A 20,763-nucleotide genomic window follows, 5' to 3' on the forward strand; every position below is an offset into this window, starting at 1 on the left:
AGGCCTGCGGCGCGAGGCGGAGGGCCCGCAGTGCCCGTGCTCAGGTTGTGAGGCGGCGGGCCCGCAGCGCCAGGCTGAGGGCCAGGACCGTCTGCGGGTCGTCCAGGTCCGTGCCCAGCAGCTCACCGATCCGGGCGAGCCGGTTGTAGAGCGTCTGCCGGTTGAGGTGCAGCTCGCGTGCGGTCTCCGCCTTGCGGCCCGCGTGCGCCAGATACGCCTGGAGCGTCGGCAGCAGCGGCGGGCGCGAGGTGCGGTCGTGTTCGCGCAGCGGACCGATCGCCCGGTTCACGAACGCCGCCAGGTCCGGATGGTCCCGCAGCCGCCACAGCAGCAGATCGATGTCGAGCCGCCGGGCGTCGTACCAGGGCCGGTCGTCCAGGCCCTGCGCCGCCGTGGCGGTCTCCGAGGCGTGCCGCAGCCCCGCGCCCGCCCCGGCCCAGCCGCCCGCGACCCCGACCACGACCACCGGGGGCTGCGATCCGGCGCGGTCGAGACCGGCCCGTCCCACGCCCGCCCGCAGCGCCGCCGCCACCCGGTCCGCGACCGCCGTGCGCTCGCCCTCCGAGCGCAGCCCCAGCAGCAGCGGAACCCGCCCCTCCACGGGCCGTACGCCCAGCAGCACCGGTACGCCGACCGAGGCCAGCTCCTCCAGCACCGCGCGGGCCAGCAGCGCCCAGTTGCCCGACGGCGACAGCTCGGGGGCCAGCCGCATCACGACCGGGAGCAGCTGGGCGTCCCCGGGCCGGAAGCCGAGCACCCGGGCCTGGGCCGGGGCGTCCTCCGGGGTGATCCGGCCCTCCGCGAGGTCGGTGAGGAAGTCGCCGCGGCCCCGGGCCGCCAGCTCCTCCTCCTGCCGGGCCTGCATCAGGACGACCGCGAGGAGGCCCGCCGCCCGCTCGGCCGCCATCCGGTGCACGGTGGCGAGGGGGCCCGAGACGGCGAGCAGCACCAGCCGGGCCCGTACGGCACCGGTGTCCGGACCGCCGCCCGGCACATCCACCAGGACCGCGCCCACCGGCGGGACCTCCCGGGCCGCCCGGTCGCCGCGCATGCCCTCCCAGACCTGGAGCGGGTCCGCGCCCACCGGGCCGGTGCCCGTGGATGCCGCGTACAGGAGCTGTCCGTCCGGCGTCTCCAGGAAGACCGGGTTGGCGGTGAAGTCGGCGAGGATGCCGAGGACCTGCGGCACCCCGCCGCCGTCGAGGAGGGCCCGGGTGGCGCGCCGGTGCACCTCCTCCGCCTGCTGGAGCAGGGCGTAGTGCCCGTTCACGATCTCGGTGTGGACCTCCTCGGTCACCGCGACGAACGGCACCTCGCGGTGGAGCTGCACCAGCGGAAGACCCGCCGCGCGGGCCGCGTCCACGATGGAGGCGGGCAGCCTGCTGAAGCGCGGGCCGAGCTCCACCACCAGGGCGGAGATCCCCCGGTCGGCGAGGCGGCGGACGAACGCGCGCTGCTCGGCGGGGCGGGTGCCGAGGCCGAGACCGGTGGTGAGGAGCAGCTCGCCGCCCTTGAGGAGGGAGGCGATGTTGGGCACCTCGCCCGCGTGCACCCAGCGCACGGTGCGGCTCAGCCGGTCCGCGCCGGCCACCACCTCCGGGAGCCCTGCCCGCAGCCCCGGCAGCTCCAGCGCCCGCTGCACGGTGATTCCGCTGTGGCTCTCCACGTACCCGGCCCGCTTTCCCCTTGTTCCGCACCCGTCCACCGGGCGGTCGTCCTGTTCAGGACGCTACCGCCCGGGGCACGGGGTGCGCATGGCAGGGGAGGCGGGAGGACCGTGCCCAGCGAGCCTTAGACCGTGCTCAGGCGGCCGTGGAGGCTCCGGACGGGATGCCGAAGGACGGGTCTGGGACCTCCTCGGGGGAGATCAGCGTGGAGGAGCGGCCGTCCACGCCCACCGGGACGTCCCCGTCGATGGTGACGCGGCGCAGCTTGCGCTCGTGGGCGTCGGAGTCGTCGACGCCGTAGTGCTGGGTGGCCCGGTTGTCCCAGATCGCCACGTCGCCCGCCTGCCACTGCCAGCGCACGGTGTTCTCCGGGCGCTCGATGTGCGACTGGAACAGATCCAGGAGCGTACGGGAGTCCTTGCCGGTCAGCCCGGCGATCCGCTGCACGAAGTTGCCCAGCAGCAGGGTGCGCTCACCGGTCTCGGGGTGGACGCGCACCACCGGGTGCTCGGTGAGGAACTTCGTCGAGGTGAACACCTTCTTGTACTGCTCCAGCGCCTCGGGCAGGGCCTGCGGGCGCAGTGCCGCGTAGTCGTAGTCGTTGGAGTGGACCGCGCGCAGGGAGTCGGCCAGGACCCGCAGCGGTTCGGGGAGCCCGTCGTACGCGGTGGCGGTGTTGGCCCACAGGGTGTTGCCGCCGTACGGCGGGATGACGACCGCGCGCAGGATGGAGAAGGCCGGGTAAGCGGGGACGAAGGTGACGTCCGTGTGCCACTGGTTGGCCCGGCCGCCGTGGTCGGAGTCGATGCCGAGGGAGTAACGGCCGTCGGCGGACGGCACGGTGGGGTGGGCGACCGGCGTGCCGAGAAGTTTGCCGAACGCTTCGTGGCTGTCCTCGTCCAGGTGGTCCTGGCCGCGGAAGAAGACGACCTTGTTGGCGAGGAGCGCCGCCCGGATCCCGGCGACGGTCCCGGGGGAGAGGTCCCCGCCGAGACGTACGCCGGAGATGACGGCGCCGATGCGGCCGCCGACCTTCTGGACGGTGAGGGTGGAGGTGCCGGCGGGGGCGGTGGTTGCCGAGGACATGGTGGGGTTCCTTTCGGGGGCCAAGGCCCGTCATTGATTAATCTTGGAGCGAAATTAATTCGAGCGAGCGGCGGCCCCCGCTGGATAACCAGGGGTGAAGCGGGGGCCGACGGAGAGGAGGAACTGTGGGGCCGTGGGGCCCGAGCGGCCGGAAGGGCGACCGGTCAGGCGGCGGTACAGCGGCGCGGACACCCGGTGGACGTCCGGGGCGCCACTGCGGTGCGGCCGGCGTGGGCAGGCCGCGCGTCGGAAACGGCCGTCGCGAACATGGACCGGAGAATTCCAGCGCCCCGCCGCGTACGTCAAGCACCCGTCCGTGGACCGGGAGGTGTCCGGCGGTGGTTGAATCGGCGCTTGCACACGACCCGGCCACTGTCCGGCAACGCACCGTCAAACCGTCGCTGAGCAGCGGTTTTCCCTGCGGTCCCGGACAGCTCGGCCACCCCGCCCGGCAACCGGACGCGGGCCCCGGCGCGATTTCACGCCGCCGTAACGTTGCGAGTGCCCCTGTGGCGCAGGACCGAAGGAAGGCCCCATGACTGCCGCCCCCCAGCTCCCTCGGACGACCGGACAGACCGAGCGGGTCACCGCCCCGTTCCCCCGGACCACCGGCGACGGCCGCCGCGAGGCCAACGCCGCGACGGTGCTGCGCGCGGTGCTCGACCACGGGCCCGTCGCCCGCAGGTCGATCGCCGAACTCTCCGGCCTCAGCCCCGCCGCCGTATCCCGCCAGTGCGTCGACCTCGTCCGCCTCGGCCTCGTCCGTGAGCTGCCCGAACGGGTGGAGAGCAGCGGTGTCGGCAGACCGCAGATCCCGGTCGACCTGTACACCGGGGAGAGCGACGGGCCGGTGGCCGGCGGGGTCCACATCGGGGTGCCCGGGTCGACGTTCGGTCTGCTGGACCTGCGCGGCCGGCTGCTGGCCCGCCGAACCTTCCCCCACGAGGGCATCGCCCCCGGGGACCTCTCGCGCGAAGTCGTCGCCGGGCTGCGCGCCTTCCTCGCCGACACCACCGGCGACCACCATTTGCTGGGGGTCGGCGCCGCGCTCGGCGGGTGGGTGGATCCCGCGCTCGGGACGGCGGTGCGGCACGACAGGCTCGGCTGGCACCAGCGGCCGCTCGCCGCCGAACTCTCCCGGGGCCTGGGCGGGATCGACGTACGCATCGACAACCACGCCCGCGCCATCGCCCAGTCCGAGATCCTCTTCGGCCGGCCCGCCGCCCGCCGCAGCCTGGTCCACCTCTTCATCGGCAACGTGGTCGACGCGGCCCTCGGCATCGCCGGGGTCGTCCACCAGGGGCCGGGTTCCGGTGCGGGGGACGTCGCCCACCTGCCCGTACCGGACTCCACGGTCACCTGCCCCTGCGGCCGGACCGGCTGCCTGGAGGCGACGGCCTCCAACATCGCGGTGGCCAGGACCGCCGTGCGGCGCGGGATCGTGCCCGAGGCCGATGTGTTCCTGCTGGTGGACGCGGCGGCGGCCGGGGACCGGCGGGCGGACCGGCTGCTGCGCGAGCGGGCCCGCGCGGTCGGCCGGGCGACCGCCCTGCTGCTGGACGTCCTCAACCCCGATCTGGTCGTGGTCACCGAGCACTCCAGCCTGCTCAACCCGGAGTACCTGGAGGAGATCAGGGGCGCCGCGGTCGATCTCTCCCATGTCTGCGGGGACCCCGAACGGATCGTCAGTCCGCATGCCGGAATGACCGTCCTGCCCGTCGCCGGGGGCACGATCGCGCTGAATCCCCTGTTCAGGAGCCCTTTGGCGGCCTCCCAGCGCTAGCCGTACGTATGGGGCAGGAGGTGATTTCGTACCAAGATCCGGACAGACCAGGTTGACCGTCCGGCGAAGCCACTGTCATATTGCTCCCGTGAACCCGGACATGCGCCTCATCTCCCGCAGGCACGTCGACCTCTGTCGACAGGCCAGCGCGGTCTGTGCCGTCCACGGCTGACCCGGACCCCTCCCGCGCTCCACGGACCCGTTCCGCGGAGCAGTTCCACGGACCCGGCCCGGTGCCCGGCACCACTGTGAGCAGCGCTGTTCCCGCGCCTTCAGGTGCCACTTCTTCGCGGTTGACCCGCTCCTGACCCGTACAACCGACTCCGCAGGCCCGTACGCCGGTACGCCCGTGCTCATGCTCTGAGCGCCGGTGACGCCTACGTCTCCGTTCAATTGCTCCCGCAGCGGAATAAATTGCGGGATCCCTTACGGAATCGATGGGCGACGCCCGCACCGGCTCCGCCCCACCCCACCGTCCCTCACTGTCACAGGCAGGCTTCGATGACCGAGCTGTACCCCTCCCCGTCCCCGTCCACCGGACTCTCCCGGCGCTCCACCCTGCTCGCCGGCGGCGGCAGCGCCCTGCTGCTCGGACTGGGCCTGACGGGCTGCCGCTCGGCGGTCTCCGAGAGCTCGTCCGCTCCGCAGGAGACCGATGGCAAGCCCAAGCGCGGCGGCATCCTCAACCTCGCGATCAACGCCGACTTCGTCCCGGGCCTGCTCTTCGCGCAGAGCGGCCAGTCCCTCCAGCAGCGGCTGATCTACAACACCCTGACCCGGTACGACGACGACCTCACCCCGAAGCCGGAGCTCGCCACCTCGTGGACGTACGCGAAGGACGGGCGCAGCATCACGCTGAAGCTGCGCGACGACGTCACCTTCCACGACGGGCGCCCCTTCACCGCGGACGACGTGATCTTCGCCGTGAAGAACCTCCAGAACCCCGTGCGCGCCGCCCAGTTGCGCAGTACTGCGGCCACCGTCAACGGGTTCGAGAAGCGCGGCGACCACGAGCTGGTGCTGAAGCTCGCGCATCCGGTCAACAACCTCTTCGACCTCTTCGAATTCATGATCATCACCGATGAGAAGACGGTCGAGGACGCCGTCACCGGCAAGAAGCTCATCGGCACCGGCCCGTTCCGGCTGAAGAAGTGGAGCCCCGGCTCCGGGCTGAGCCTGACCCGCAACGACACGTACTGGCTGCCGGACCGCCCCTACCTCGACGGAGTCGAACTGCGGGTGATACCCCAGGCCGACGCGCTGATCTCGTCCCTGCGCTCCGGCCAGTCCCAGCTCTCCTTCCACGTACCCGGCAAGAGCCTGGGCGTCGTCAAGAGCGAACCCAAGCTCAAGATCACGGACTACGACACCGGGGCAGGCGCCATCTACCTCGGCGTCAACACCACCGTCGCCCCGCTGAACGACAGGACCGTCCGCCAGGCCCTCGCCTGGGCCATCGACCGCGACCGGCTCCTCGCCCAGACCCTCGGCGGTTACGGTCTCGCCTCCGCCGCTCCGTGGCCCAGGTCCTCGCCCGCCTTCAGCGAGGCCCACCGCACCCACTACACCCACAACCCCGGCAAGGCCCGCGAGCTGCTCAGGTCAGCCGGACACAGCAAGCTCGAACTGCCCCTGCTGCACATCGCGTTGCCCGGCGAGACCGCCATCGCCGAATCCATCCAGTACGACCTCAAGCAGATCGGCGTCCACACCACCCTGGAGCCCACCGACGGGGCCACCGCCCAGAAGAAGCTGATCTCGCAGCAGATGCCGGCCCTGTGGTCCATGGGCCACGGCTTCGCCCAGGTCCAGCCCTCCACCCTCGCGGTGAGCGCGTACCCGTTCAACGAGGCCAAGAACACCTCCAAGTACCGCTCCGCCGCGTACACCAAGGTCGTCCAGGAGGCGTGGACGAAGCCGGAGACGAGCGCCGCCGAGGCCAACGCCCTGCACGAGAGGATCTCCGGGATCCTGCTCGACGAGGCGTTCATCATCGACCTCGTCGTACGCGGCCAGGTCCAGGTCAACGCCGACCGGCTGCACGGCGTGGCCCTGAACAAGTTCTCGTATCTCAACCTCGACGACGCCTACCTGGTGTGACATGCGCGGCTACCTACTGAGGCGGCTGCCCTCCGCCCTCCTCGTCTTGCTCGGGGCCTCGTTCCTGATCTTCACCATCCTGCGGCTCGTCCCCGGTGACCCGGCGACCTCGCTGGCCGGGCCCGACGCGGACGCGGCGACCGTCGCCGCGATCCGCGAACGGCTCGGCCTGGACGCGCCCCTGCTCACCCAGTACACGCACTGGATCGGCTCCCTGGTCACCGGCGACCTCGGACCCTCGTACGCGATCGGCGGCCAGGTCTCCGACCTGATCGGCGACGGCCTCGGTGCCACCGCCGAACTCACCGTGGCCGCCCTGCTGTTCGTCATCGTGCTCGGTACGGCCTTCGGCATCCTCGGCGCCACCTCCCGCAGCGGCTGGATCCGCAGCGCGATCCGGGTGACGACGACCGCCGCCCTCGCCGTACCGCCCTTCGTCAGCGGCGTCCTGCTGGTGCTGCTGTTCGCGGTCGTCCTCGGAGTGCTGCCGCCGGGCGGACGGGTGTCGTTCCTCGGCGCCCCCGACCTCGCCGCGCAGTACCTGCTGCTCCCCGCCCTCTGCCTCGCCCTCCCGAGCGCCGCCGTCCTCGGCCGCTACCTCAAGGACGGCATCGAACGCGCACTGGCCGAGGACTACATCCGCACCGCCACCGCCGCCGGGGTCGCCCCGCGCAGGCTGCTGTGGCGCCACGCCCTGCCCAATGCCCTCCCGCCCGTCGTCACCCTGCTCGGCATGCAGACCGGACACCTGCTCGGCGGAGCCGTGCTCGTCGAGGCGATCTTCGCCTGGCCGGGCCTCGGCCAGCTCGCCGAACAGGGCCTCAGCCGCCGCGACTACCCCGTCGTCCAGGACCTGCTGCTCCTCCTGGTCGCCGTCTTCGTCGTCGTCCAACTGCTCACCGACCTCGTGTACGCCTGGCTCGACCCCCGGATCAGGTGGGAGTGACCGCCATGACCTCGACCCCCGACCTCGCCCCTGTGGAGGCCCTGCGGAAACCGGGCCGCGCCCCCCGCAGGAGCCCCCGCCACCCCTACCGCGCCGCGCTCTCCACGGCCCGCGCCCGCACCGGTCTCGTCCTCGTCGGCGCGGTCGTCCTCGCCGGACTGCTCGCCCCGGTCGTCGCCGGGCACGGCCCCACCGACCAGAGCGGCCTGAGCCTCGCGGCCGTCGGCACCCCCGGGCATCCGCTCGGCACCGACGACCTCGGGCGCGACCTGCTCAGCCGGGTGCTGTACGGCATCCGCGCCGACCTCGGGATCATCGCGATCGCCGTCCCCATCGGCGCGGCCCTCGGCTGCCTCTTCGCCCTGGCGGCGGCAGCACACCCGGTGCTCGACACCCTCGTCCAGCGGATCTTCGACCTGATCCTGGCCTTCCCGGGCCTGATCCTGGCGCTCGCCGTGACCGCCATCCTCGGCCCCGGCCGGCTCCCCGTCGTCCTGGTCATCGCGCTCGCCGAGATCCCGGCGTTCGGGCGGCTGCTGCGCGGCGGGATCCTCGTCCAGCGGGAGCGGGAGTACGTCACCGCCGCCCGGGTCGGGGGCAGTTCGGGCCCCCGGGTGCTGGTCCGGCACATCCTGCCCAACGCGGCCGACCCGCTCATCGTGCAGGTCGCCGTCTCGCTGACCGTCGCCGTCTTCATCGAGGGCGCGATGAGCTTCCTCGGCGTGGGCGTCCGGCCGCCGGAGCCCACGCTCGGCTCGGTCCTGAGCCAGTCCATGCCCTATCTCGCCCAGGCCCCGCACTTCGCGGCCGGGCCGCTGATCACCGTGACCGCGCTCGTCCTCGGGCTCTCGCTCATCGCCGAGGCGCTCAACCGGGAGGTACGCCGATGACACCGGGAGGTACGCCGATGACCGCCCGGCCCCAGGTCGTCACACCGGGGGAGGCCGCCCCCGAACTGCTCGAAGTCCGTAACCTCGGCGTGGAGTTCACCGCCCCCGACGGCTCCGCCCTGCGGGCCGTGCGCGGGGTCTCCTTCACCCTGCGCCGGGGCGAGACGCTGGCCGTCGTCGGCGAGTCCGGCTCCGGCAAGTCCACCACCGCCCTCGCGCTGACCCGGATGCTGCCCGGCACCGGGCGCGTCTCCACCGGCTCGGTCCTGCTGGACGGCCAGGACCTCGCCGCCGCCGGCGCCGAGGAGCTGCGCGCCGTGCGCGGTGCCCGCATCGGCATGATCTTCCAGGACCCGATGACGGCCCTGAACCCGGTGCTGACCGTGGGCCGTCACCTGGACGAGGTGCTGAGAGCCCATGGCAGACAGGACAAGGCCGCACGCCGGGCCCGCGCGGTCGAACTCCTCGAACGGGTCGGCATCCCCGAACCGCACCGCCGCATCGACGACCACCCGCACCAGTTCTCGGGCGGCCAGCGCCAGCGCATCCTGATCGCGATGGCCCTCGCCGGTGAGCCCGACATCCTGCTCGCCGACGAACCGACGACCGCGCTCGACGCCACCGTCCAGGAGCAGATCCTCACCCTCCTCGCCGACCTCAACCGGGAGACCGGCACCGCACTCGTCCTCATCACCCACAACATGGGCGTCGTCGCCCGCTCCTGCGAACGGGTCCTCGTCATGTACGGCGGCACCGTGGTCGAGGACGGCCCGACCGCCGAGGTCCTCACCCGCCCCCGCCACCCCTACACCGCCGGCCTTCTGGCCGCCGTCCCCCGCCTCTCCGCCCCCTCCGGCACCCGGCTCACCGGCATCCCCGGCTCCCCGCCCGACCTCACCCTCCTCGGCGACGGCTGCGCCTTCGCGGAGCGCTGCACGCTGGTGGAGGACCGCTGCCGTACGGGGGTGCCCCCGCTGGTCGAGCTGACCGACGGCGTACGGGCGGCCTGCCTGCCCGCCGCCGGGCGCACCGAACCGCTGCCCGCGCCCGCCCCGCCCACCCGGATCGACCGCCCCGCACCCGGGGCCCCGGTCCTGGAGGCGGACGGCCTGCGCAAGACGTACAAGCGGCGCGGGGTGCGCGGGCGCGGGTTCACCGCCCTGGACGGGGTGTCCCTGACGCTGGCCGAGGGGGAGACCCTGGGCATCGTGGGGGAGTCCGGCTCGGGGAAGTCCACCCTGGCCCGGGTCCTGGCACACGCCCACCCCTCCGACGGCGGCACGGTCAGGCTGCGCGGCCAGGACATCACCCGGCCCTCACGCCGCGAGCTGCACGCGGTGCGCCGACAGATCCAGATGGTGTTCCAGGACCCCTACGCCTCGCTCAACCCCCGGATGACGGTCGGCCAGATCGTCGCCGAACCGCTGATCGCCTTCGGGCTCGGCGACCGGCGCGAGCGGGAGGCCCGGGTCGCGGAACTCCTCACCCTGGCCGGGCTCGACCCGGCCGTCGCCGACCGGCACCCGCGCTCGTTCTCCGGCGGGCAGCGCCAGCGCATCGGCATCGCCCGCGCGCTCGCCCCCGAGCCCTCCGTCCTGATCTGCGACGAACCCGTCTCGGCACTCGACGTCTCCGTCCAGGCCCAGATCGTCGGCCTGCTCACCGACCTCCAGCGCGACCTGGGCCTCGCCCTGGTCTTCATCGCCCACGACCTCGCCGTGGTCCGGCAGGTCAGCCACCGCATCGCGGTCATGCACCAGGGCCGGATCGTGGAGAGCGGCAGCGCCGACGACATCTGCGAGAACCCGCAGGACCCGTACACCCGGGCCCTGCTGGCCGCCGCGCCCGAGCCCGTACCCGTAAAGCCGGCACTCCGGAAGACCGAGGTGCTCGCATGAGCGCGTGCTGCACCCCGGGACGCGCCTGTACGGGAGCGTCCACGGCGGTCCTGCCGCTTCCGGCCGTACGCCGACCGGCCACCGTCGAGACCGGACGGATGGCCGAACTCCCCGGCTCCACCTTCACGATGGGCGACGCCTTCGGCGAGGGCTACCTCGCCGACCGGGAGGGGCCGGTGCGCGAGGTGACCGTGGCGCCCTTCGCCATCGACACCACCGCCGTCACCAACGCCGACTGGGCGGCCTTCGCGGACGCCACCGGCTACCGCACCGACGCCGAGCGCTACGGCAGCAGCTACGTCTTCCACCTGCTGCTCCACCCGAAGGCCGCCGAGCGCCACGTCCTCGGCCGGGTGCCCGGCGCCCCCTGGTGGCTCGGCGTCACCGGCGCGTCCTGGGCCGCTCCGGAAGGGCCGGGCTCCGACCTGGCGGACCGCGCGGACCACCCGGTCGTCCACATCTCGTACCACGACGCCCTCGCCTACTGCGACTGGACCGGGACCCGGCTGCCCACCGAGGCGGAGTGGGAGTACGCGGCACGCGGCGGCCTGGACGGCGCCCGCTATCCGTGGGGCGACGACTTCACCCCGGGCGGCCGGGAGATGTGCAACACCTGGCTCGGCCGCTTCCCGCACCGCTCGGACCGGCCCGGCGGGCGCACGGGCACCGTACCCGTCACCGCGTACGAACCGAACGGCTACGGCCTCCACAACACCTCCGGCAACGTCTGGGAGTGGTGCGCCGACGCCTTCGGGCCCGGTGAGCGCGTCATCCGGGGCGGCTCCTACCTCTGCCACACCTCGTACTGCAACCGCTACCGGGTCGCCGCCCGCTCCCACAACACCCCCGACTCCTCGACCGGCCACGGCGGCTTCCGCCGCGCCCGCGACCTCGCACCGGCCGGCGCCACAAAAGAAAGGGCCACCGCGTGAAGGCCGTCATGGTGATGTTCGACAGCCTCAACCGGCACCTGCTGCCCCCGTACGGCGCCGACTGGACCCACGCCCCCAACTTCCGCCGCCTCGCGGAACGTACGGTCACCTACGACACCTGCTACGCGGGCTCCATGCCCTGCATGCCGGCCCGCCGCGAACTCCACACCGGGCGGCACAACTTCCTTCACCGCGGCTGGGGGCCGCTGGAACCCTTCGACGACTCGATGCCCGAGATCCTGAAGCGGCACGGCGTCTACACCCACCTCGTCAGCGACCACCAGCACTACTGGGAGGACGGCGGGGCGACCTACCACGGGCGCTACAACTCCTGGGAGTTCTTCCGGGGCCAGGAGGGCGACGCCTGGAAGGGGCAGGTCGCCGACCCCGAGATCCCCGACTCCCCGCGCGCCACCCGCAACGACCTCTGGCGCCAGGACTGGGTCAACCGGCAGTACCTGGACACCGAGGCCAAGCAGCCGCAGACCCTCACCTTCGACGCCGGCCTGGAGTTCCTGCGGACGAACCGCGCCGAGGACGACTGGTTCGTCCAGATCGAGACGTTCGACCCGCACGAGCCCTTCTTCACCCAGGACCACTACAAGGACCTCTACCCGCACGACTACGAGGGCCCGCACTTCGACTGGCCCGACTACAACCGGGTCACCGAGACCAAGGAGCAGGAACGGCACGCCCGTTACGAGTACGCGGCACTGCTCTCCATGTGCGACCACTCGCTCGGCCGGGTCCTCGACGCGATGGACGAGCACGGGCTCTGGGACGACACGCTGCTCGTCGTCTGCACCGACCACGGCTATCTGCTGGGCGAGAAAGGATGGTGGGCCAAGGTCGTCACCCCCTGGTACAACGAGCTGGTCCACACCCCGCTCTTCGTCCACGACCCACGCCGCCCCGACCGCGCCGGAACCCGTGACGCGGCCCTCGTGCAGACCATCGACCTGGCCCCGACCCTGCTGGACTTCTTCGGCGCGGAACTCCCGCCGGACATGCAGGGCCGCCCGCTGAGCGAAACGGCTGACGCACAACACCCCAGGGAATCAGCCCTGTTCGGGATGTTCGGCGGGCACGTCAACATCACCGACGGCCGGTACGTCTACATGCGGGCCTGCCACGACGACACCAACCAGCCGCTGTACGAGCACACGCTGATGCCCACCCGTATCCGGGGCCGCTTCACCCCCGAGGAGCTGACCGGGCTGACCCTGGCCGAACCGTTCCCCTTCACCAAGGGCGTACCCACCCTCCGTGTCCCCGCCCACCCCTCCCCGCCCCTGGGGCCGCAGCGCTTCGGCACGCTCCTCTTCGACCTGGAGGCCGACCCGCTCCAGGAGAAGCCGGTCAGCGATACCGCCGTCGAGCTGCGGATGGCCCGGCTGCTGGTGGAACGGCTGCGCGCCAACGACGCCCCTGCCGACCAGTACACCCGCCTCGGACTCCCGTACGCCCCCGAGGACGTCACCGAGGCCCACCTGCTGGTCGACGCCCAGCGCGAGCGGGCCGAGGCCGGGCGCCAACCGGCCGCCCGCTCGAACGAGTTCACCGAGGGCGCGCTCAACCTCCGTACGCCCCTGGCCGAACTGCTCGCCGAGCCCGCAGCGGCCGACGCGGTCCGCCGGATCGTCCCCGGCCTGCTCGACACCGAGCTGCTGACCGTCCGGGGCGGCTCCACCCTGCTCCAGATCGCCGCCTTCACCGGCCACCCGGCCCGGCCCCAACTGGCTGCGATCGCCGACGAACTGGCCCGTCTGTTCCCCGCATCGGACCACCACCCCAGCCACGACGGAGAGCCCAGCCGATGACCACCGACCCCACCGCCGACCCCACCGCCACCCCCACCCGCCGCGACCCCTACGACGGCTTCCCCGGACGGATCGGCCGCACCTTCGCCGAGTCGGAGCCGTCCTGGCCGCCGCGCACGGCCCCCGGTGAGAAGGCCCCCAACATCGTGGTCGTCCTCGTCGACGACATGGGCTACAGCGACATCGGCCCGTTCGGCTCCGAAATCGCCACGCCGACGCTCGACACCCTGGCCGACGAGGGCGTCCGGCTCACCAACTACCACACCATGCCGCTCTGCTCCCCGGCGCGCGCGGCCCTGCTCACCGGCCTCAACCCGCACCGCGTCGGCTACTCCATGGTCGCCAACTCCGACCCCGGCTTCCCCGGTTACGGCATGGAGATCGCCGACGACATCCCCACCCTCGCCGAGCTGCTCCACGACACCGGCTACGCCACCTACGCCGTCGGCAAATGGCACCTGGTCCGCGACTCCGCCTCCAACGCGGCCGACGACCGGGACAACTGGCCGCTGAACAAGGGATTCGACCAGTACTACGGCGTCCTGGAAGGGCTCACCAGCCTCTTCCACCCGCACCAACTGGTCCGCGACAACAGCCCCCTGGACATCGACGAGTTCGCGGACGACTACTACTACACCGACGACATCACCGACCAGGCGATCTCCATGGTGAAGTCGCTCCGCGCCCACGACCCCGACAAGCCGTTCTTCCTCTACCTGGCCCACAACGCCGTCCACGGCCCGCTCCAGGCCAAGGCCGAGGACATCGCCCGCCACAAGGGCCGCTACGACGAGGGCTGGGACGTCCTGCGCGAGAAGCGCTTCGCCGCCCAGCTCGCCGCCGGCCTCCTCCCGGCCGGCACCGAACTGCCCGACCGCAACAGCGAGGCCGGGCTCGACGTCCCCGCCTGGGGCAGCCTCACCGAGGAGCAACAGAAGCTCTACGCCCGGTACATGGAGGTGTACGCGGCGCTCGTCGACAACATCGACCAGAACCTGGCCCGGCTCACCGACACCCTCGAAGCGCTCGGCGAACTCGACAACACCATCATCGTCTTCACCTCCGACAACGGCGGCACCGGCGAGGGCGGCGCCGAGGGCACCCGCTCCTACTTCAGCCGCTTCGTCCACCACCCCGCCCTCCCCGGCGACTGGACCCCCGACGTCGACCGCGACCCGGAACTCATCGGCGGCCCGCGCAGCCTGGTCCACTACCCCCGCGGCTGGGGCATGGCCTCCAACACCCCCTTCCGGCTCTACAAGGGGCACACGTACGCCGGCGGGGTCCGCGTCCCGTTCGTCCTGTCCTGGCCCAGGGGCGCCCGCGAAGGGCTGCTCGCCCCCGGGGTGCGCACGCAGTACCAGTACGTCACCGACATCGCCCCCACCCTCCTGAGGCTGGCCGGGCTGGAGCGCCCCGCCGAGCGGCGCGGGGTCACCCTCCAGGAACCGGACGGCATCAGCTTCACCCCCGTACTCGCCGACCCCGACCACGCCTCCACCCACCCCGAGCAGTACTGCGAGATGACGGGAAACCGCAGCTACTACCGGGGCGGCCACAAGCTCGTCACCCTGCACCGCCCCGGCACCCCCTACGACGACTCCGAGTGGGCGCTCTACGACATCCGCACCGACCCCACCGAGATCCACGACCTCGCCGCCGAACACCCCGGCCTGGTCAAGGAGTTGTCGGAGGCATGGGAGGCGGCCGCCTGGCGCAACGGGGTCTTCCCGCTCCCCGACGGCAGCGGCGCCCTCGCTCGCCGCAACCCCGCCGAGCAACGGCTGACCCGCCCGCTGACCCTGCTGCCCGGCACCCCGGAGCTGGAGCGCTACCGCTCCTCCCGACTGGTCTCCCTGCGCTCCTTCGAGATCACCGTCGTCATCGACGGGACGGGGGAGGGGGTGCTCGTCTCCCACGGCGACCAGGGCGGCGGCTACAGCCTGTACGTCGAGGAGGGGCGGCTGCACCTCGCGTACAACGAGTACGGCGTCCTGCACGAGACCGACGCCGGACCGCTCGCGCCGGGAGAACACGTCGTCGCCCTCACCGCCACGGCGGAGAAGGGGCTGCGCTGGTCGTTCACCGTCAGCGTCGACGGCGAGGTGCGGGCCACCCCGCCCAGCGTCCACCAGCTCATCGGCATGGCCCCGTTCCAGGGCATCAGCGTCGGCATCGACCGCAAGTCCCCGGTCTCCTGGCCGCTGTTCGAACGCCACCGCTCGTTCCGCTACGGAGGCGTCCTGCGCTCGGTCACCTACACCCCCGGGGAGCCCGGCCCCGACTCACCGGAGGCGGTGGCCGCCGCGCTCAAGCAGGCGGCAGCGGCCTTCGAGTGACGCATCCCGGCCCCCGGCACAACAGCCGGGGGCCGGTCCCGTCACCCCTCCGTCAACAACCCCGCCAACGCCCCCCGGCTGCGCCGCAGCGCCTCCATCCGCTCGTCCATCGCCGCCAGTTCCCCGTCGAGGATCTCCCGCAGCTCCGCACACCAGTCCAACCCCGGCTGCTCACCCCGGGCGCACGGCAGCACCTCCCGGATCACCTCGGTGGACAGACCGGCCCGCAGCAGCGCCCGGATCTTCGCCACGGAGAGGACCGCCCCCTCGTCGTAGGCGCGGTAGCCGTTCGCCCCGCGCCCGGCCGCCAGCAGCCCCTGCGCCTCGTAGTACCGCAACGACCGCGCACTGACGCCCGTCCGCCGGGACAACTCCCCGATCAGCATGTTTCCCCCGCCCGTCCGCGCTTGACCTTGTCACCGGTGTCAAGCCCTAACGTCCCGCCCATGAGCGAAGATTCCCCGACCCTCGTCCACCTGAACGGCCGGACCGCGACCACCGACGATCTCGCGCCCCTCGCCTTCACGGGCCACGCCCACTTCACCGCGATGCAGATCCGCGGCGGCCGGATCCGCGGCCTGGACCTCCACCTGGAGCGGCTGCGGGCCGCGTCGGTGGAGCTGTTCGGCCGGGCCCTGCCCGAGGACCTGGTCCGCTCCCACCTGCGTACCGCGCTCCTGGCCCATGTCCGTACCGCACCCCGCGAAGGACCGGCCGACCTCTCGCTGACGGCCACGGTGTACTCACCGGCCGGAGAGTTCACCGCGGCCGACGCGGAACCCGCACTCCTCGTACGCACCGGACCGCCGTCCTCCGGCCCCGGCGGCCCGCTGGCGCTGGCGGCGACGGAACACGAACGGTTCCTGCCGCACGTCAAGCACGTCGGCGAGGTGGCCAAGACGCACCTCCTCCGCCGGGCCGTGGCCGAGGGCTACGACGACGCCGCCTTCCTGGACCGGGAGGGCCGGTTCAGCGAGGCGACTATCTGGAACCTGGTGTTCTGGGACGGCGATTCGGTGGTGTGGCCCGAGGCCCGGATCCTGACCGGAACGACCCTGGGCATCGTCCGCCGGCAGCTGGACCGGCTCGGAATCGGGCAACGGGTCGCGCCCGTCACCCCCGGCGGTCTCCCCGCCCTCGCCGGCGCGGCCGTCATGAACTCCTGGACCCCGGGCGTACCCGTCCACCGCATCGGCACCACCGGACTGCCCGCCGCCCCACGCTTCCTGGAGCTGCTCCACCGCGCGTACGAGGCCGAGCCGCCCACCGCACCCTGAAACGCACGGTGGCCGCCCCTGAGGAACCAGGGGCAGCCACCGACACGACGAACCGGGCCTCAGCCCACGTACGCACCGCTCGCCGTCAGCCGCAGCGCCGTGTCGATCAGCGGAACGTGGCTGAACGCCTGCGGGAAGTTCCCCACCTGGCGCTGCAGGTTGGAGTCCCACTCCTCGGCCAGCAGGCCCAGGTCGTTGCGGAGCGCCAGCAGCTTCTCGAACAGCTGGCGCGCCTCGTCGACCCGGCCGATCATCGCGAGGTCGTCGGCCATCCAGAACGAGCAGGCCAGGAACGCGCCCTCGTCGCCTGCCAGACCGTCGACGCCCGCCTCCTCACCCTCGGTGGGGTAGCGGAGGATGAAGCCGTCCTCCGTGGACAGCTCCCGCTGGATCGCCTCGATCGTGCCGATGACCCGCTTGTCGTCCGGCGGCAGGAAGCCCATCTGCGGGATGAGCAGCAGGGAGGCGTCCAGCTCCTTCGACCCGTAGGACTGGGTGAAGGTGTTGCGCTCCTTGTCGTAGCCGCGCTCGCAGACGTCCCGGTGGATGTCGTCGCGGAGCTCGTACCACCGCTCCAGCGGGCCTTCGACGTCCCCGGACTCGACCAGCTTGATCGTCCGGTCGACCGCGACCCACGCCATCACCTTCGAGTGCACGAAGTGCCGGCGCGGCCCGCGCACCTCCCAGATGCCCTCGTCCGGCTCCTCCCAGTGCTTCTCCAGGTACTCGATCAGCTTGAGCTGGAGGCCCATCGCGTAGTCGTTGCGGGTCAGCCCGGTCATGTGCGCCAGGTGCAGCGCCTCGGTGACCTCGCCGTAGACGTCGAGCTGGAGCTGGTTGGCGGCGCCGTTGCCGACCCGGACCGGGCCGGAGTTCTCGTAACCCGGCAGCCAGTCCAGCTCCGCCTCGCCGAGCTCGCGCTCGCCGGCGATGCCGTACATGATCTGGAGGTTCTCCGGGTCACCCGCCACCGCCCGCAGCAGCCACTCGCGCCACGCCCGGGCCTCTTCGCGGTAGCCGGTGCGCAGCAGCGAGGAGAGGGTGATCGCGGCGTCCCGCAGCCAGGTGTAGCGGTAGTCCCAGTTCCGTACGCCCCCGATCTCCTCGGGGAGCGAGGTGGTCGGCGCGGCGACGATGCCACCGGTCGGCGCGTACGTCAGCGCCTTCAGGGTGATCAGCGAGCGGACGACGGCCTCCCGGTAGGGACCGTGGTACGTACACTGATCGACCCATTCGCGCCAGAACAGCTCGGTCGCCTCCAGGGACCCCTCCGGGTCGGGGAGGGCGGGCGGCTCGTGGTGCGAGGGCTGCCAGCTGATGGTGAAGGCCACCCGGTCGCCGGGGCCGACGGTGAAGTCGGAGTAGGTCGTCAGGTTCTTGCCGTAGGTGTCCGCCTCGGTGTCCAGCCAGACGGAGTCCGGCCCGGCGACGGCGACCGTGCGGTTGTCGACCTTGTGCACCCACGGCGTGACCCGGCCGTAGCTGAACCGCATACGCAGCTCCGAGCGCATCGGCACCCGGCCGCTGACGCCCTCCACGATCCGGATGAGCTGCGGTGCCCCGTCTCGCGGCGGCATGAAATCGGTCACCCGTACGGTGCCGCGCGGCGTGTCCCACTCCGATTCCAGGATGAGGGAGTCACCCCGGTAGCGGCGCCGGTCCGCGTGGAGCGGCTCGGTTCCCTCCGCCCGCGCGGGAGCCAGCCGCCAGAAGCCGTGTTCCTCGGTGCCCAGCAGTCCCGCGAAGACGGCGTGCGAATCGAAGCGGGGAAGGCACAGCCAGTCCGCCGTGCCGTCCCGGCAGACCAGGGCAGCGGTCTGCATGTCTCCGATGAGTGCGTAATCCTCGATGCGCCCGGCCACGTGCGTCTCCAGTCGAACGGCCATGTCGCCCCGACCGGGGCGCTTACTGGGGTATGGGGTCGTTGGGTCGTAGGGTTTTCACCCTGGAGGAACCGACGAGTTCCTGTACCGGTAGCGGGCCCAAGTGGTGCCGCTGCCCGGCCGTCTCGGCAGCGAGTGTCCGAGCAGGATACGACGCGGTACGAAGATCCGCGCGACGGTCCCCGCAACATCTCTGAGCTGATCGGGTGGGACGTGAAACGACTGGGGTGATGGTGTGACGCCCCTGTGCAGGGTGTGGCCGGAAGCAGCCTCCCCTCGTCGCTGTTACCCTGGTAGCCCGTGGACCGGTGGTCGTATCCGACAGCGGACGAGGCCCCCGAACCGCAGCGACGGCGCCCCGGAGTCTCCGGTTCGGCAGCCGGTACGCACCTCACAACCGCGACCACGGGAGCCCCCTTTGGCTATGCAGCCCACATCCACGACGACCAAGCACATCTTCGTCACCGGGGGTGTCGCCTCCTCCCTCGGCAAGGGTCTGACTGCCTCCAGCCTGGGTGCCCTGTTGAAGGCACGGGGCCTGCGGGTCACCATGCAGAAGCTCGACCCCTACCTCAACGTCGACCCCGGCACGATGAACCCCTTCCAGCACGGTGAGGTGTTCGTCACCAACGACGGCGCCGAGACCGACCTGGACATCGGCCACTACGAGCGCTTCCTCGACGTCGACCTCGACGGCTCCGCCAACGTGACGACCGGCCAGGTCTACTCGCAGGTCATCGCCAAGGAGCGGCGCGGCGAGTACCTGGGCGACACCGTCCAGGTCATCCCGCACATCACCAACGAGATCAAGCACCGCATCCGCCGCATGGCCACCGACGACGTGGACGTCGTCATCACCGAGGTCGGCGGCACGGTCGGCGACATCGAGTCGCTGCCGTTCCTGGAGACCGTCCGCCAGGTCCGCCACGAGGTCGGCCGCGACAACGTCTTCGTAGTGCACATCTCGCTGCTGCCCTACATCGGCCCCTCCGGCGAGCTGAAGACCAAGCCGACCCAGCACTCGGTCGCCGCTCTGCGCAACATCGGTATTCAGCCGGATGCGATCGTGCTCCGCGCCGACCGTGAGGTCCCGACCTCCATCAAGCGCAAGATCTCGCTGATGTGCGATGTCGACGAAGCCGCGGTCGTCGCCGCGATCGACGCCAAGTCGATCTACGACATCCCCAAGGTGCTCCACACCGAGGGCCTGGACGCCTATGTCGTCCGCAAGCTCGACCTGCCCTTCCGGGACGTCGACTGGACCACCTGGGACGACCTCCTGGACCGCGTCCACAACCCCGACCACGAGGTCACCGTCGCCCTGGTCGGCAAGTACATCGACCTGCCCGACGCCTACCTCTCGGTCATCGAGGCCATCCGCGCCGGCGGCTTCGCCAACAAGGCCCGGGTCACGATCAAGTGGGTCACGTCCGACGACTGCCGCACCGCGGCCGGTGCCGCCGAGCAGCTGGGCGACGTCGACGCGATCTGCATCCCGGGCGGCTTCGGCGAGCGCGGTGTCGACGGCAAGGTCGGCGCCATCCGCTACGCCCGCGAGAACAAGGTCCCGCTGCTTGGCCTCTGCCTCGGCCTCCAGTGCATCGTGATCGAGGCGGCCCGCTCGCTGGCCGAGATCCCCGACGCCAACTCCACCGAGTTCGACGCCGCCACCTCCCACCCGGTCATCTCGACCATGGAGGAGCAGCTCGCCTACGTCGAGGGCGCGGGCGACCTCGGCGGCACCATGCGGCTCGGCCTCTACCCGGCCAAGCTCGCCGAGGGCTCCCTCGTGCGCGAGGCGTACGCCGGTGAGCCCTACGTCGAGGAGCGCCACCGCCACCGCTACGAGGTCAACAACGCCTACCGCAGTGAGCTGGAGAAGAAGGCCGGACTGGTCTTCTCCGGCACCTCCCCGGACAACAAGCTCGTCGAGTACGTGGAGTACCCGCGCGAGGTCCACCCCTACCTGGTCGCCACCCAGGCCCACCCCGAGCTCCGCTCCCGCCCGACCCGCCCGCACCCGCTCTTCGCGGGTCTGGTGAAGGCGGCCGTCGCGCGCAAGGTCGGCGCGGCCGAGTAGTTCCGAGGCATTACGGTTGACCGGGGTACGGATCCTGACGGATACGTGCCCCGGTTTCTCGT

Annotated in this window: 15 protein-coding genes; 11 read left to right on the top strand and 4 right to left on the bottom strand. The window is 71.9% G+C overall.

Annotation, left to right across the window (positions count from 1 at the left end):
- Positions 1 to 40 precede the first annotated feature (40 nt).
- Positions 41 to 1,666 carry a PucR family transcriptional regulator gene (locus IE264_RS28765; protein ID WP_032758234.1) on the bottom strand — a complete coding sequence of 542 codons (1,626 nt, stop codon included), beginning with the start codon at positions 1,664 to 1,666 and terminating at the stop codon, positions 41 to 43.
- Positions 1,667 to 1,802: 136 nt separating this feature from the next.
- Positions 1,803 to 2,753: a TauD/TfdA dioxygenase family protein gene (locus IE264_RS28770; protein WP_015607695.1), complete on the bottom strand. Its 951-nt coding sequence runs from the start codon at positions 2,751 to 2,753 to the stop codon at positions 1,803 to 1,805.
- Positions 2,754 to 3,288: 535 nt separating this feature from the next.
- On the opposite strand from IE264_RS28770, the gene IE264_RS28775 reads away from it, so the two are divergent.
- The 9 genes from IE264_RS28775 (at position 3,289) to IE264_RS28810 (ending at position 15,461) form a co-directional block, all read left to right on the top strand.
- Positions 3,289 to 4,536: an ROK family transcriptional regulator gene (locus IE264_RS28775; RefSeq protein ID WP_032758236.1), complete on the top strand. Its 1,248-nt coding sequence runs from the start codon at positions 3,289 to 3,291 to the stop codon at positions 4,534 to 4,536.
- 100 nt (positions 4,537 to 4,636) lie between these two features.
- Positions 4,637 to 4,708, top strand: a complete 72-nt coding sequence (locus tag IE264_RS38745; RefSeq protein ID WP_319349079.1) for a putative leader peptide — start codon at positions 4,637 to 4,639, stop codon at positions 4,706 to 4,708.
- Between the two features lie 329 nt (positions 4,709 to 5,037).
- Entirely contained in the window at positions 5,038 to 6,636 is a 1,599-nt protein-coding gene (locus tag IE264_RS28780) for an ABC transporter substrate-binding protein (RefSeq protein ID WP_032758238.1), read from the top strand.
- A 1-nt stretch (position 6,637) separates the two neighbouring features.
- Positions 6,638 to 7,582, top strand: coding sequence for an ABC transporter permease (locus tag IE264_RS28785; RefSeq protein ID WP_015607692.1), 945 nt, complete (start codon positions 6,638 to 6,640; stop codon positions 7,580 to 7,582).
- Positions 7,583 to 7,587: 5 nt separating this feature from the next.
- A complete protein-coding gene (locus tag IE264_RS28790; protein WP_032758420.1) occupies positions 7,588 to 8,472 on the top strand; it encodes an ABC transporter permease in 885 nt (294 codons plus the stop codon).
- Between the two features lie 17 nt (positions 8,473 to 8,489).
- Positions 8,490 to 10,370, top strand: a complete 1,881-nt coding sequence (locus tag IE264_RS28795) for an ABC transporter ATP-binding protein (protein ID WP_051821894.1) — start codon at positions 8,490 to 8,492, stop codon at positions 10,368 to 10,370.
- The gene (locus IE264_RS28800; RefSeq protein WP_032758239.1) at positions 10,367 to 11,302 is read left to right on the top strand and encodes a formylglycine-generating enzyme family protein; all 936 of its coding nucleotides are present in this window, start codon (positions 10,367 to 10,369) and stop codon (positions 11,300 to 11,302) included. Before IE264_RS28795 ends, IE264_RS28800 begins: the two co-directional genes overlap by 4 nt.
- Positions 11,299 to 13,122 carry a sulfatase gene (locus IE264_RS28805; RefSeq protein ID WP_032758240.1) on the top strand — a complete coding sequence of 608 codons (1,824 nt, stop codon included), beginning with the start codon at positions 11,299 to 11,301 and terminating at the stop codon, positions 13,120 to 13,122. The genes IE264_RS28800 and IE264_RS28805 overlap by 4 nt, the downstream gene beginning before the upstream one ends.
- The gene (locus IE264_RS28810; protein WP_190167726.1) at positions 13,119 to 15,461 is read left to right on the top strand and encodes an arylsulfatase; all 2,343 of its coding nucleotides are present in this window, start codon (positions 13,119 to 13,121) and stop codon (positions 15,459 to 15,461) included. Before IE264_RS28805 ends, IE264_RS28810 begins: the two co-directional genes overlap by 4 nt.
- A 41-nt stretch (positions 15,462 to 15,502) precedes the next feature.
- On the opposite strand, the gene IE264_RS28815 is transcribed toward IE264_RS28810, so the two are convergent.
- Positions 15,503 to 15,847, bottom strand: coding sequence for a MerR family transcriptional regulator (locus tag IE264_RS28815; protein WP_032758242.1), 345 nt, complete (start codon positions 15,845 to 15,847; stop codon positions 15,503 to 15,505).
- 60 nt (positions 15,848 to 15,907) lie between these two features.
- Between IE264_RS28815 and IE264_RS28820 the strand changes: the two genes are divergently transcribed.
- Positions 15,908 to 16,738: an aminotransferase class IV family protein gene (locus IE264_RS28820; RefSeq protein WP_032758243.1), complete on the top strand. Its 831-nt coding sequence runs from the start codon at positions 15,908 to 15,910 to the stop codon at positions 16,736 to 16,738.
- Positions 16,739 to 16,797: 59 nt separating this feature from the next.
- Here the strand turns inward: IE264_RS28820 and IE264_RS28825 are convergent, their stop codons facing one another.
- Entirely contained in the window at positions 16,798 to 18,600 is a 1,803-nt protein-coding gene (locus tag IE264_RS28825; protein WP_032758245.1) for a glycoside hydrolase family 15 protein, read from the bottom strand.
- Between the two features lie 445 nt (positions 18,601 to 19,045).
- Between IE264_RS28825 and pyrG the strand changes: the two genes are divergently transcribed.
- Positions 19,046 to 20,701 (top strand): CTP synthase, encoded by a 1,656-nt coding sequence (gene pyrG, locus IE264_RS28830; RefSeq protein WP_032758246.1) that lies wholly within the window; start codon positions 19,046 to 19,048, stop codon positions 20,699 to 20,701.
- Positions 20,702 to 20,763: the final 62 nt, after the last annotated feature.

Origin of the sequence: Streptomyces microflavus (assembly GCF_014650075.1) — a bacterium.
Taxonomy (GTDB): domain Bacteria; phylum Actinomycetota; class Actinomycetes; order Streptomycetales; family Streptomycetaceae; genus Streptomyces; species Streptomyces microflavus.